The sequence below is a fragment of the Streptomyces sp. NPDC087845 genome (assembly GCF_044742755.1).
Lineage (GTDB): Bacteria > Actinomycetota > Actinomycetes > Streptomycetales > Streptomycetaceae > Streptomyces.
Window position 1 is genome coordinate 345,434 of record NZ_JBIUVC010000006.1, and the last position, 13,806, is coordinate 359,239.

General features: G+C 70.1%; 10 protein-coding genes. 8 read left to right on the forward strand and 2 right to left on the reverse strand.

The window, feature by feature from the left end; all coding sequences use genetic code 11:
- Window positions 1-245 precede the first annotated feature (245 nt).
- The 7 genes from ACIOMQ_RS18335 to ACIOMQ_RS18365 all read left to right on the forward strand — a co-directional run bounded on the left by ACIOMQ_RS18335 (window position 246) and on the right by ACIOMQ_RS18365 (window position 10,139).
- Window positions 246-1,760 (forward strand): MFS transporter, encoded by a 1,515-nt coding sequence (locus ACIOMQ_RS18335; protein WP_362198629.1) that lies wholly within the window; start codon window positions 246-248, stop codon window positions 1,758-1,760.
- Window positions 1,757-2,815 (forward strand): glutathione S-transferase family protein, encoded by a 1,059-nt coding sequence (locus tag ACIOMQ_RS18340; protein ID WP_402189491.1) that lies wholly within the window; start codon window positions 1,757-1,759, stop codon window positions 2,813-2,815. The genes ACIOMQ_RS18335 and ACIOMQ_RS18340 overlap by 4 nt, the downstream gene beginning before the upstream one ends.
- 114 nt (window positions 2,816-2,929) lie before the next feature.
- Complete coding sequence (locus tag ACIOMQ_RS18345; protein ID WP_401940313.1) at window positions 2,930-5,152, forward strand: NADP-dependent isocitrate dehydrogenase; 2,223 nt, start codon at window positions 2,930-2,932, stop codon at window positions 5,150-5,152.
- Between the two features lie 205 nt (window positions 5,153-5,357).
- A complete protein-coding gene (locus tag ACIOMQ_RS18350; protein WP_401268589.1) occupies window positions 5,358-6,095 on the forward strand; it encodes a glucose 1-dehydrogenase in 738 nt (245 codons plus the stop codon).
- Between the two features lie 448 nt (window positions 6,096-6,543).
- Window positions 6,544-8,268, forward strand: coding sequence for a cytochrome c oxidase subunit I (gene ctaD / locus ACIOMQ_RS18355; RefSeq protein ID WP_362198638.1), 1,725 nt, complete (start codon window positions 6,544-6,546; stop codon window positions 8,266-8,268).
- A 35-nt stretch (window positions 8,269-8,303) separates the two neighbouring features.
- Entirely contained in the window at window positions 8,304-8,645 is a 342-nt protein-coding gene (locus ACIOMQ_RS18360) for a hypothetical protein (protein WP_401987955.1), read from the forward strand.
- A gap of 132 nt (window positions 8,646-8,777) precedes the next feature.
- Complete coding sequence (locus ACIOMQ_RS18365) at window positions 8,778-10,139, forward strand: FAD-dependent oxidoreductase (protein WP_362198641.1); 1,362 nt, start codon at window positions 8,778-8,780, stop codon at window positions 10,137-10,139.
- 130 nt (window positions 10,140-10,269) lie between these two features.
- Here ACIOMQ_RS18365 and ACIOMQ_RS18370 read toward each other — a convergent pair whose 3' ends face one another.
- The gene (locus tag ACIOMQ_RS18370) at window positions 10,270-11,268 is read right to left on the reverse strand and encodes an aldo/keto reductase family protein (RefSeq protein ID WP_362198644.1); all 999 of its coding nucleotides are present in this window, start codon (window positions 11,266-11,268) and stop codon (window positions 10,270-10,272) included.
- Between the two features lie 85 nt (window positions 11,269-11,353).
- Window positions 11,354-12,496, reverse strand: coding sequence for a transcription termination factor Rho (gene rho / locus ACIOMQ_RS18375; protein ID WP_402189493.1), 1,143 nt, complete (start codon window positions 12,494-12,496; stop codon window positions 11,354-11,356).
- Window positions 12,497-12,870: 374 nt separating this feature from the next.
- On the opposite strand from rho, the gene ACIOMQ_RS18380 reads away from it, so the two are divergent.
- Window positions 12,871-13,752, forward strand: a complete 882-nt coding sequence (locus tag ACIOMQ_RS18380) for a GNAT family N-acetyltransferase (protein WP_401268582.1) — start codon at window positions 12,871-12,873, stop codon at window positions 13,750-13,752.
- Window positions 13,753-13,806 lie beyond the last annotated feature (54 nt).

Consider the following 13,806-nt stretch of genomic DNA (forward strand, 5'->3'; position numbering starts at 1 on the left):
CCGTAGGCCCGGACGCTTTGCCGACGTGTTCCAGGGCCGGCCGCGTCGCATCGGGGTGGGCGCCGAGCGGGGCGGAGACGGAGCGGCCGCCGGCCACCGCCACCCGGCGCCGACCGTCCACCGCGCCGTCCGTCGCCGCAAGAGCTGCCGTCCGCCGCCGGAGAGGCCGCCGTCCGATGCCGGAAAAACGCCGTCGCGGCCCTGCCGGGACGAGTATCGGGCCGCTTCGTCCTAGGGTGCGAGCCATGGCAGAGAGTGCAGCTCACCGGGGCGCTGCGAGGTGGGGCGATCACTCTGCCTCCGACCTCGGCACCCCCGACCCGCGCCGATGGCAGGCGCTCGCGGTGTGCCTGATCGCGGGGTTCATGACCCTGCTGGACGTGTCCATCGTCAATGTCGCCCTGCCGTCGATCCGGGAAGGACTCCGCACCCCGGAGTCCGACCTGCAATGGATCCTCTCCGGCTACGCGCTCGCCTTCGGTCTGTTCCTGATCCCCGCCGGACGGCTCGGTGACGCGCGGGGACGCCGCGTGGTGTTCATGGCCGGACTGGCCCTGTTCACCCTGGCGTCGGCGGCCTGCGGAGCCTCCCAGTCCAGCCTGTGGCTGGTCATCGCCCGACTGGTCCAGGGCCTCGCCGGAGGCATGATCTCGCCCCAGATCTCCGCGTTGATCCAGCAGATGTTCTCCGGTGACGAACGCGGCCGGGCCTTCGGCATGTTCGGCACGGTGGTCGGCATCTCCACCGCCGTCGGCCCGCTGACGGGTGGGCTGCTGATCCAGGCGGCCGGGGCCCACGAGGGCTGGCGCTGGGTGTTCTACGTCAATCTGCCGCTCGGCGCCGTCTGCCTCCTGCTCGCCCGGCGCCTGCTCCCGGACACCCCCTCGGCCGGTCCGGTGCGCCTGCGCGACCTGGACCCCCTCGGGGTCCTGCTGCTCGGCGCGGGCGTGCTGGCGCTGCTGCTCCCGTTCGTCCAGGCGCAGCAGTGGCCGGGCGACCGGAAATGGCTGCTGGTCCCGGTGGCCGCGGCGCTGCTCGTCGCCTTCGTCGGCTGGGAGTCCCGATGCGGCAGGCGCGGCACGCAACCCGTCGTCGACCTGTCGCTCTTCCGGGTCCGCTCCTACTGGCTCGGCTGTCTGCTGATCCTGCTGTACTTCTGCGGATTCACCTCGATCTTCTTCCTCACCACGCTCTACCTGCAGAACGGCCTGCACTACTCCGCTCTGCAGGCGGGAATCGCCATCACGCCCTTCGCGGTGGGCTCGGCCGTCGCGGCGGGCCCCGGCGGCCGGCTGGTCGGCCGCTTGGGCCGCCCCCTCGTCGTGGCCGGGCTGATCACGGTGACCGTGGGGCTGGCGGGCACCGCGTTCGCCGTGCACCTGGTGCCGGGGCGGGGTGCGGGATGGGTGATGGCGGCCCCGCTGCTTCTGGCCGGGCTGGGCAGCGGGCTGGTCATCTCCCCGAACCAGGCGCTGACCCTCTCCGAAGTGCCGGTGGCGACGGCGGGGAGCGCAGGCGGAACCCTCCAGACCGGCCAGCGCGTCGGATCGGCGATCGGGATCGCGGCGGTCGGCTCGGTGTTCTTCGCCCAACTGGGTGGCGACGGGTGGGCCACCGCGTACGACCACGGCCTCGTGGTCGCGGGCGCCTTCATCCTGGCCGCGCTGCTCATCGGGATGGCCGACGTGTTCGGTGAGCGCCGTGACAGGAGCCGTGCACAACGACCCGTCCGAAGTCCAACCGCAGGAAGAACGTCATGAGGGAGAGCGAGATGAGCGGGACCACCGGCACAGAGACCAACGGCAGGCCCGACGGCAACGAGGCGTACGGGCACAAGGCCTTCAAACGCTCCAAGAGCCACTTCGCCGACCGCATCACCGCCGACGGCCGCGACGGCTGGCCCGTCGAGGCCGGCCGCTACCGGCTGGTCGTCAGCCGCGCCTGCCCGTGGGCGAGCCGCGCACTCGTCTCCCGGCGGCTCCTCGGGCTGGAGGAAGCGCTCTCGCTGGCCGTCGCCGATCCGATCCAGGACGACCGCAGCTGGCGCTTCACCCTGGACGAGGGCGGCCGGGACCCGGTGCTCGGGATCCGCTACCTCAGCGAGGCGTACAACGCGAGGGAGCGGGACTACCCGGGCGGGGTCAGCGTGCCCGCGATCGTCGACGTGCCCAGCGGCAGACTCGTCACCAACGACTTCCAGCAGATCACGCTGGACTTCGCGACGGAGTGGACCGCGCTGCACCGGCAGGGCGCGCCCGACCTGTACCCCGAAGGCCTGCGTGACGAGATCGACGACGTCATGGAGGGCATCTACCGCGATGTGAACAACGGCGTGTACCGCGCGGGGTTCGCGGCGGGGCAGTCCGAGTACGAAGCCGCGTACGAGGACGTGTTCCGGCGCCTGGACCTGGTGTCCGAACGTCTCGTGGACCGGCGCTACCTCGTCGGCGCATCCCTCACCGAGGCCGACATCAGGCTGTTCACCACGCTGGTGCGCTTCGACGCCGTCTACCACGGACACTTCAAGTGCAACCGTACGAAGCTGTCCGAGGACCGAGTCCTGTGGGCATATGCCAGGGACCTGTACCAGACGCCCGGATTCGGTGACACGGTCGACTTCCACCACATCAAGCAGCACTACTACCGGGTCCACACCGGCATCAACCCCACCGGCATCGTGCCCGTCGGCCCCGACCTGTCGGGCTGGCTGACCCCGCACCACCGGGAAGAGCTGGGCGGACGCCCGTTCGGGGACGGCACCGAGCCGGGGCCGGTGCCGCCCGGCGAGGAGGTCCCGCCGTCGGGGCGTCCCTGAACCGGACCGCTCCGACGGCTCCCGTCGGAGCGGGGGCAGGGCACTGTCGAGCCGTCGGCGACCACGAGATATCTTGATGTCAAGCAATGTTGCAGACGTGGAGCGGAGCAGAGGGTGACTGACTCGACCATCATCTATACACACACCGACGAGGCCCCGGCCCTGGCGACGTATTCGTTCTTGCCCGTCGTCCAGGCGTACGCCTCGACGGCCGGGGTCAATGTCGAGAGCCGTGACATCTCTCTGGCCGGGCGCATCATCGCCGGCTTCCCCGAGCGTCTCCAGGAGAGCCAGCGCGTCGACGACGCGCTCGCCGAGCTCGGTGCGCTGGCCAAGACGCCCGAGGCCAACATCATCAAGCTGCCGAACATCTCGGCGTCGATCCCGCAGCTGAAGGCTGCCATCGCCGAGCTCCAGGCGCAGGGCTACGCTCTGCCGGACTACCCGGACGACCCGCAGACCGATGAGGACAAGGACGTCCGCGCGCGCTACGACAAGGTCAAGGGCAGCGCCGTGAACCCCGTGCTGCGCGAGGGCAACTCCGACCGCCGGGCCCCCGCCTCGGTCAAGAACTACGCCAAGACGCACCCGCACCGCATGGGCGCGTGGTCGGCCGACTCGAAGACGAACGTCGCCACCATGGGTGTCGACGACTTCCGCTCCACCGAGAAGTCCACGGTCGTCGCCGAGGCCGGCACGCTGCGCATCGAGCTCGCCGGGGACGACGGCAGCACCACCGTGCTGCGTGAGTCGGTGCCGGTTCTCGCGGGCGAGGTCATCGACGCGGCGGTCATGCGCGTCGCGGCCCTGCGCGAGTTCTTCACCGCGCAGGTCGCCCGCGCCAAGGCCGAGGGCGTGCTGTTCTCCGTCCACCTCAAGGCCACCATGATGAAGGTCTCCGACCCGATCATCTTCGGCCACGTGGTCCGCGCCTTCTTCCCGAACACGTTCGCCAAGTACGGCGACGTGCTCGCCGCGGCCGGCCTCTCCCCGAACGACGGCCTCGGCGCCATCCTCAACGGCCTGGACTCGGTGCCGCACGTGGGCGCCGAGATCAAGGCGGCCTTCGAGGCCGAGCTCGCCGAAGGCCCCGCCCTGGCCATGGTCGACTCCGACAAGGGCATCACCAACCTGCACGTGCCGAGCGATGTCATCGTCGACGCCTCCATGCCGGCCATGATCCGCACCTCCGGTCACATGTGGGGCCCGGACGGCCAGGAGGCCGACACCCTCGCGGTGCTCCCCGACAGCAGCTACGCGGGTGTCTACCAGGTCGTCATCGACGACTGCCGCGCCAACGGTGCCTTCGACCCGTCGACCATGGGCTCCGTGCCGAACGTCGGCCTGATGGCGCAGAAGGCCGAGGAGTACGGCAGCCACGACAAGACCTTCGAGGTCCCCACCACCGGTACGGTGCGGGTCGTCGACGGCAGCGGCAACGTCGTGCTGGAGCAGGCCGTGGGCGCGGGCGACATCTTCCGCATGTGCCAGGCCAAGGACCTGCCGATCCAGGACTGGGTCAAGCTCGCCGTCACCCGCGCGCGCGCCACGGGCGCCCCGGCCGTGTTCTGGCTCGACGAGGACCGGGCCCACGACGCGCAGCTGATCGCCAAGGTCAAGACGTACCTCGCCGACCACGACACCGACGGCCTGCAGATCGAGATCATGTCGCCGGTGAAGGCGACCGCCTTCTCGCTGGAGCGCATCCGCCGCGGCGAGGACACCATCTCGGTCACCGGCAACGTCCTGCGTGACTACCTGACCGACCTGTTCCCGATCCTGGAGCTGGGCACGAGCGCGAAGATGCTCTCCGTCGTCCCGCTCATGAACGGCGGCGGACTGTTCGAGACCGGCGCCGGCGGCTCCGCGCCCAAGCACGTCCAGCAGCTCGTCAAGGAGAACTACCTGCGCTGGGACAGCCTGGGCGAGTTCTTCGCGCTCGCTGCCAGCTTCGAGCACCTGGCGAAGACCACGGGCAACGCGCGTGCCCAGGTTCTCGCGGACACCCTCGACCGCGCGACCGGGACCTTCCTCAACGAGGACAAGTCGCCGAGCCGCAAGCTGGGTGGCATCGACAACCGCGGCAGCCACTTCTACCTGGCCCTCTACTGGGCCCAGGAGCTGGCGCGGCAGACCGACGACGCGCAGCTCGCGCAGGCGTTCGCCGGGCTCGCCAAGACGTTGGAGGAGCAGGAGCGCGCCATCGTCGACGAGCTGATCGCGGTGCAGGGCTCGCCGGCCGACATCGGCGGCTACTACCAGCCCGACCCGGCCAAGGCCGCAGCCGTCATGCGTCCGTCGGCGACGTTCACGCAGGCCATCGCGAGCCTGGGCTGACGAGACCGCTGCCTCCGGGCGCATCCCGGCGCCCCTCCCGCCCCGGTCGGCATCATGCCCGGCCGGGGCGGTCGCGTGTCCCGCGACGGAATCGTCGCGGCCCGCTCGGCCGGCGCCGGACGTTCTCCGCGCAATCGCGTACAACGAGCCCTCGCGACGGTATGTTCGGACGATCCGATCGACTGTTCTTCGAGGAGGAGGGACCGTGCTGACGGGCAAGAACGCCGTGGTCACCGGGGGGTCGCGGGGCATCGGCCGCGCGATCGTCGAGCGCCTGTGCCGTGACGGGGCACATGTGGTCTTCAACTACGCCACCAGCGACGAGGCGGCCGAGGAAGTCGTCCGCACCGTGCGGGACAACGGCGGAGAGGCCTCGGCCGTCCGTCTCGACCTCGCAGCCCCGGACGGGGCCCAGCAGCTGATGGAAGCCGCCGAGGAGCGCCTGGGCGGACTCGACATCCTGGTGAACAACGCCGCGCTGTGCTTCACCCCCTCACTCATCGTGGACACCGCCCCGGAGGTGTTCGACAAGGTGATGGCGGTCAACACGAGAGCGGTCTTCCTGACGATCCGCCACGCGGCGGAGCGGATGCGCGACGGCGGCCGCATCGTGAACATCTCCACGGCGAACACCGTGCGGCCGGGCCCCGGCATCTCCGCGTACGCGGCCAGCAAGGGGGCGGTCGAGCAGCTCACCGCCATCGCCGCCCGTGAACTCGGAGGGCGCGGGATCACCGTCAACACCGTCTCGCCAGGCGCGACCGACACCGAACTGCTGCGCGGCGCCAATCCGCCGGAGGCGCTCGACGCCGTCGTCGGCATGACCCCGCTCGGCCGATTGGGCGAACCCGCGGATGTGGCCGATGTGGTCGCCTTCCTGGCCGGCCACGACGGCCGTTGGATCACCGGCCAGAATGTGCGCGCGACGGGCGGACTCGCCTGAAGGACGGCTGGGGCGTCCGGCCCGGCCACCGATCCGGACGCCCGCCGTCCGTCCGGCAACAGCGCTGTCCGGTACGTGAGTTGGGGCCACCCCCCGAGACGCCGTCGCGAGCCGGCGGCGTGAACAGGTGTGCGTTCGTGGCCGGTTGGGCGGGCGGGACCTCCGTACCCCGCGCCGCGGACTTTGTCGCCGTCCGTCATCCCCCGCGGAACACCGCGCGGTCATCGGCCGGGTGCCGGCGGGCACGGCTCCGGACCCGAGGACGCCCTGACGGGTGAAAGTCGCGCGACGGCAGGCGCAGGGCCGAGCAGAGTGGCCCCGCGGCTGATTTGCTGCACCTGGAATCTGGCGTGACGCGCGCGGGACCGGCCGGTCGGCCACCCCGCTGAGGCGGCGCCCCTGCCGGGTGCGCAGTCCGCCCGCGAATGACAATCGAAGGAGCGTCCCAGTGACGACGACGGGCACACCAGGGGCAGCCGACGAGGAGGAGGCGTACGCGAACGAGCTTCCGGTACACGCCAAGGAACCGGGCAACGTCGTCATCAAGTGGCTGACGACCACCGACCACAAGACGATCGGCACGCTCTACCTGGTCACGTCGTTCGCCTTCTTCGTCGTCGGCGGTGTGCTGGCCCTGGTCATGCGCGCCGAGCTGGCGCGACCGGGGATCCAGATCGTCTCGCCCGAGCAGTTCAATCAGGCGTTCACGATCCACGGCACGATCATGCTGCTGATGTTCGCGACGCCGCTGTTCGCCGGATTCACGAACTGGATCATGCCGTTGCAGATCGGCGCACCCGATGTGGCGTTCCCGCGGCTGAACATGTTCGCGTACTGGCTGTACCTCTTCGGCTCGCTGATCGTCGTGGCCGGCTTCCTCACCCCGCAGGGCGCTGCCGACTTCGGCTGGTTCGCCTACTCCCCGCTGACCGACGCGGTCCGCTCGCCGGGCATCGGCAGCGACATGTGGATCATGGGTCTGGCCTTCTCCGGCTTCGGCACGATCCTCGGCTCGGTCAACTTCATCACCACGATCATCTGCCTGCGCGCCCCCGGCATGACGATGTTCCGCATGCCGATCTTCGTCTGGAACGTCCTGCTGACCGCTGTGCTCGTCCTGCTGGCCTTCCCGGTCCTCGCGGCGGCCCTCCTGGTACTGGAGGCGGACCGGAAGTTCGGTGCGCACGTCTTCGACCCGGCCAACGGCGGAGCACTGCTCTGGCAGCACCTCTTCTGGTTCTTCGGTCACCCGGAGGTGTACATCATCGCCCTGCCGTTCTTCGGGATCGTCACTGAGATTTTTCCGGTCTTCAGCCGCAAACCGGTCTTCGGCTACATCGGCCTGATCAGCGCCACGATCGCGATCGCGGGCCTCTCGGCGACCGTGTGGGCGCACCACATGTACGTCACCGGCGGTGTGCTGCTGCCGTTCTTCTCGTTCATGACCTTCCTCATCGCGGTACCGACCGGGGTGAAGTTCTTCAACTGGATCGGCACGATGTGGAAGGGATCGCTGTCCTTCGAGACACCGATGCTCTGGTCGGTCGGCTTCCTCGTCACCTTCCTCTTCGGCGGTCTGACCGGTGTGATCCTGGCGTCGCCCCCGCTGGACTTCCACGTCTCGGACTCGTACTTCGTCGTCGCGCACTTCCACTACGTCGTCTTCGGCACCGTGGTCTTCGCGATGTTCGCGGGATTCCACTTCTGGTGGCCGAAGTTCACCGGGAAGATGCTGGACGAGCGGCTCGGCAAGATCACGTTCTGGACGCTGTTCGTGGGCTTCCACGGCACGTTCCTGGTGCAGCACTGGCTGGGTGCCGAGGGCATGCCGCGCCGCTACGCGGACTACCTCGCCGTCGACGGCTTCACCGCGCTGAACACCATCTCGACGATCTCCTCGTTCCTGCTCGGCCTGTCACTGCTGCCGTTCTTCTACAACGTGTGGAAGACCGCCAGATACGGCAGCGACGTCGGAGTCGACGACCCGTGGGGCTACGGCCGTTCGCTGGAGTGGGCGACCTCCTGCCCACCGCCGCGGCACAACTTCCTCACCCTGCCGCGGATCCGTTCCGAATCCCCGGCGTTCGACCTGCATCATCCGTCGGTACGCGGCCTCGAAGAAGCACTCAGCAGCCCCGGCACCGGGACGGCACCGGCCCCGGGGGACCGGTAGGCGTGAGCACAGCGGCACCGGGAGAGGAGGAGCGCGTGGACCCGGACAAGGACACCGCCCGCGGTCTGGCACAGCTGGAGGGCTATCTGCTGTGGAACGCCGAGGTCGAGGAGGCGCGACGACAGGCGGACCGCTTCACCGACGCGCTGCCCTGGCTCACCACGGCACAGCGCGAGGACGTGCGGCGGGTCTACACCGCGGACCGGGTCGCCGCGTCGCGGGCCATGTTCCGCCGCATCTGCGCCCGCGCCACCGAGCTGCGCGGTGAATACGACGCACGCTACCGCCGGCTGAGGGCGCGCTGCGTGGCCGCCGGCGTCGTGTTCGTCGGCGCGGTCGGCGGCGCCTGTACGGCGGTCACTCTCCTGGTCCGCTGACCGGGTCGGGGGGTCCGTCCGCCGTCCTCAGCAGGCGAACTCGGACGCGGCTCGTAAGGATGGGGGAGGACGGGCGCGTGCGACGGGGCAGGCGAACGGACGACCGTGCAGGCCCGAGAAGGGACGAACACCGTGGCACGACCCAGGATTCTTGTTGTCGGAGCCGGATTCGCCGGGGTGGAATGCGTACGCCGTCTGGAGCGCGGGCTCATCCCGGGCGAGGCGCAGATCGCGCTCGTCGCACCGTTCTCGTACCAGCTCTATCTTCCCCTGCTGCCCCAAGTGGCGGCAGGCGTGCTCACTCCGCAGTCGGTCGCGGTGTCGCTGCGCCGCAGTCGCAGGCACCGCACCCGGATCATCCCGGGCGGAGCCATCGGAGTGGACCCCAAGGCGAAGGTCTGCGTCATTCGCAAGATCACCGACGAGGTTGTCTACGAGCCCTACGACTACATCGTGCTCAGCCCCGGGAGCGTCACCCGTACCTTCGACATCCCCGGCCTGCTCGACAACGCCCGGGGAATGAAGACCCTGGCCGAGGCGGCCTACGTACGTGACCACGTGATCGCTCAGCTCGACCTCGCGGACGCCAGCCACGACGAGAACGAGCGGGCTTCACGCCTGCAGTTCGTGGTGGTCGGCGGCGGATACGCGGGCACCGAGACGGCCGCCTGTCTGCAGCGCCTCACCACCAACGCGCTCAGGCACTACCCGCGGCTCGACCCCAAGCTGATCAAGTGGCATCTCATCGACATCGCCCCGAAGCTGATGCCCGAACTGGGGGACAAGCTCGGCCGGAGTGCCCTGGAGGTGCTGCGCGCACGCGGCATCGAGGTGTCGCTCGGCGTCTCCGTCGCCGAGGCCGGACCGGAGAAAGTCACCTTCACCGACGGCCGGGTAGTGCCCTGCCGCACTCTGATCTGGACGGCGGGAGTCACCGCGAGTCCCCTGGTCGCCACCTTCGACGCGGAGACGGTGCGCGGCCGGCTGGCGGTGACGCCCGAGATGGTCCTGCCCGGCTTCGACGGCATCTTCGCCCTCGGTGACGCGGCGGCCGTACCGGACCTGAGCAAGGGAGGCGGGGCGGTCTGCCCGCCCACCGCGCAGCACGCCATGCGTCAGGGGCGCAGGCTCGCCGCCAACCTCATCGCCACACTGCGCCACCAGCCGCTGAAGCCGTACGTCCACAAGGACCTCGGCCTCGTCGTGGACCTCGGCGGGAAGGACGCGGTCTCCAAGCCGATCGGCATCGAGATGCACGGAATCGCCGCACAGGCCGTCGCCCGCGGCTACCACTGGTCGGCGCTGCGCACCAATGTGGCCAAGGCACGGGTCATGACCAACTGGCTGCTCAACGCCATCGCGGGCGACGACTTCGTACGCACCGGCTTCCAGGCCCGCAATCCGGCCAAGCTGCGCGACTTCGAGCACACGGACTCCTATCTCACCCCGGCACAGGTCCGCGAGCACACCACTTCGCTGCACACCGGCACCTGACCGCGTTCCGCCCGGCAAGGGACGCGGCGTACGGTCCGGAGGAAGACCCTGTCCGTCGCGACGTGTCGGGGGAGCGGCCCGTGAATCCGGGCCGTTGCGGCCGGCGCCCGCACTTCGCGGCCGGTCGGGATCAGCTGTTGCCCTCGTGCCCGGCGGTCAGGCCCGGGTCGCGTTCCATCACCGGTTCCAGGATGTCGTCGATGCTCTTCAGCAGCTCCGCGTCGAGGGTCACACCCGCCGCCCCGGCGTTCTCCGTCACCTGTTCGGGCCGGGAGGCGCCGATGATCGCGGCGGAGACGTTGGGGTTCTGCAGCACCCAGGCGACCGCGAGCCGGGCGAGGCTCAGACCGGCCTGGTCGGCGAGCGGCCGCAACTGCTGGACGCGCTCCAGCACGTCGTCGCGGAGCCAGCCGGCGACCATGCTCGCACCGCCCTTGTCGTCCGTCGCCCGGGAGCCCGCCGGGAGCGGCGCACCGGGCTTGTACTTGCCCGTCAGGGCGCCTTGGGCCACCGGTGACCAGACGATCTGGCCGATGCCCAGCTCCTCCGACGCGGGCACCACCTCAGTCTCGATGACCCGCCACAGCGCCGAGTACTGAGGCTGGTTGGAGATCAGCGGGACGTGCAGTTCGCGGGCCAGTCCGTGTCCGGCGCGGAGCTGGTCGGCAGTCCATTCCGAGACGCCGATGTACAGGGCCTTGCCGGAGCGGACGACGTCGGCGAATGCCTCCATGGTCTCTTCCAGCGGAGTCGAGTGGTCGTAGCGGTGCGCCTGGTACAGGTCCACGTAGTCCGTCTGCAGACGGCGCAACGAGTTGTCGATGGACTCCATGATGTGCTTGCGGCCGAGGCCCCGGTCGTTGTGCCCCGGACCGGTCGGGAAGTACACCTTGGTGAACACCTCGAGTCCTTCACGGCGCTCGTTCCTGAGCGCGCGGCCCAGGACGGCTTCGGCCCGCGTCTCGGCATAGACGTCCGCCGTGTCGAAGGTGGTGATCCCGGCATCGAGCGCGGCCCGGATGCAGGCGACCGCCGCGTCCTCCTCCACCTGGGAGCCGTGGGTGAGCCAATTTCCGTAAGCGATCTCGCTGATGGTCAGACCGCTGCGGCCGAGACGACGGAACTCCATGGGCCTGCTCTCCCTGTGCTCGTGAGGGACGGATCGTGCGGGGGCGACCCATGCTATTGCGCCGTCCGGCTGCCCTCGGACAGGCTCAGGCATCCGGAACGGTGCGGTGGACCGTACGGAGGAAGGCCGCGTTGTCGGGAGTGCGCCGGATCCGGTCCAGCAGCGTTTCGAGAGCCGTCTGCGGATCCCGCGAGTGCAGTACGCGACGCAGTCCGCGTACCGTACGCAACTCGTCCTCCGGGAGCAGGAGTTCATCGCGCCGGGTGCCCGACGCCGGGATGTTGACGGCCGGGTAGGTGCGCCTGTCGGCCAGCGTGCGGTCGAGCCGCAGTTCCATGTTGCCGGTGCTCTTCAGCTCTTCGAAGAAGTAGTCGTCGGCGCGTGAGCCGGTCTCCACCAGCGCGGTGGCCAGGATGGTGAGGGAGCCGCCCTCCTCGGCGAGGCGCGCGGCGCCGAAGAGCCGCTTGGGGCCGAGCAGGGCGGTCGCGTCGACGCCGCCGCTCAGGGTGCGTCCGCCCGCGGCAGACGCGTTGTTGTGGGCGCGGCACAGCCGGGTGAGGGAGTCCAGCAGGACGACGACGTCCTGGCCCTGCTCGACCAGGCGCTTGGCGCGTTCGACCGCGAGTTCGGCGAGCGCGATGTGTTCCTTCGCGGGCCGGTCGAACGTCGAGGCGAGCACCTCGCCCCGCACGGACCGGCGCATGTCCGTCACCTCCTCAGGGCGTTCGTCGAGCAGCACCACCATCAGACGGCACTCGGGGTGGTTGACGGCGATCGCCGCGGCGATCTGCTGCAACAGCACCGTCTTGCCCGTCCTGGGCGGTGCGACGACGAGTCCGCGCTGCCCCTTTCCGATCGGGGAGACCAGGTCGACGAGGCGGGTCGCCGGACCGCCGGAGGGCGTTTCCAGGTGCAGCCGCTGCCGGGGGTGGAGCGGGGTCAGGTCACGGAAGTGGGGCCGGTCGCGCAGCGCCTGCGGGGAGCGGCCGTTGACCCGTACGACCCCGGACAGGGCGCGGGGCCGGTCGCAGGAGCCCTCGACGACATCGCCCTTGCGCAGGTCGTGGCGGCGGATCAGCGCGGCGGGTACCCGCACGTCGTCGGGGGAGACGTGGTCGGCCCGGATGCGCAGTGTGCCGTGCCCCTGGTGTGTGATGTCGAGGAGACCGACTGCGGTCTCGGTGGGCAATTGCTGCTGGGCGAGGGGGTGTTCGAGAGTGCTGGTCATGTGAGTGGTCCTTTCGCGGGCATGGCGAACGAAGGGGCCCGGACGGCACGGGGGCGGAAGACATCACGCCCCGGACGACGGGCGGGAAAGCCCGGACGGAGAAAGCCCGTACCGGACTGGAAAAGGAGTGCGGAAAAGCTGGATCGCCGGTCGTGAAAGGACGGGCGCAGCAGCTCTGTGAGAGTGAATCGGTACCGGCACCCCAAACCGGGGCGGACACATGTACCAACCGCACCGTACCACGGTGCGTGCCCACCGGGGCGGCGACGGACGCAATATTTGGTTGCCGTGGCGCTCGCGGAGTGATGTGGTTCTCCGGGCCCGTCGCCCCGCTCACCCGTCCTGACCGGCGCCCTCGGCGCGGAGGAGACATAGTGTCCATACGCATCACCGCACTGGCCGACCCCGACCGTTCCGGCGCGAGTCACCGGCTGGTGTGGCTGGCGTCCGATCCCGAGGGCAACCCCGTGGGCTCCGCGTTCCTGCGCGTCTTCACCCGCGAAGGCCAGAACCACCTGGCCGAACTGGACCTCCGCGTCCACCCGGCGGAGCGCCGGGGCGGCATCGGTTCACAGTTGCTCGACGCGGCGGTCGCGGCCGCCCGCGAGGAGGGCCGGCGCAGCGTCGTCGCGCAGGCCGAGGCCGGATCCTCCGGTGATCACTTCCTGCGGGCCAAGGGGCTGCGCAAGGTCCTGACCCTGACGTACGCCCGCCTCCCGCTGGAGAAGGCCGACACCGACGCCCTCCGCGGAATCGTCGGGCGGCCGCACCCGGGCTACCGCCTGGTGTCCTGGGACGGCACCGTCCCCGACGACCTCGCCGCGACGTTCGCCGCGTCGCGCCGTGCCATGGACGACATGCCGATGGACGACACCGACTACGGCACGGTCGTCTGGGACGTGGACCGGGTCCGGGCCGCGGCGGCGGCCGTCGCGGTACGCGGCGAGCTGCTCCACACCGTCGCCGCGGTCGACGCGTCCGGGTCCACGATCGTGGGCTTCACCGAACTGGTCGTCCCGGGCGACGGGAAGGGCGACGGCCTGCACTACGGCACCGGGGTCCTCCCCGAACACCGGGGGCACGGCCTCGCGCGGTGGATGAAGGCGCGGTCCATCCTGCGGGCACGCGAGCTCCATCCGGGCCTCGGCGGGCTGCTGACGGACACCGCGGACAGCAATACGTACATGCGCGGCGTCAATGACGCGCTGGGATACGAGCCGACGCACAAGTCGCTCCAGTACCAGCTCGCCCTCTAAGGGTTGTCCCGCAGGCACTGGTGGACCGGGGCGAGGCCCGGTCCACCGGACGGC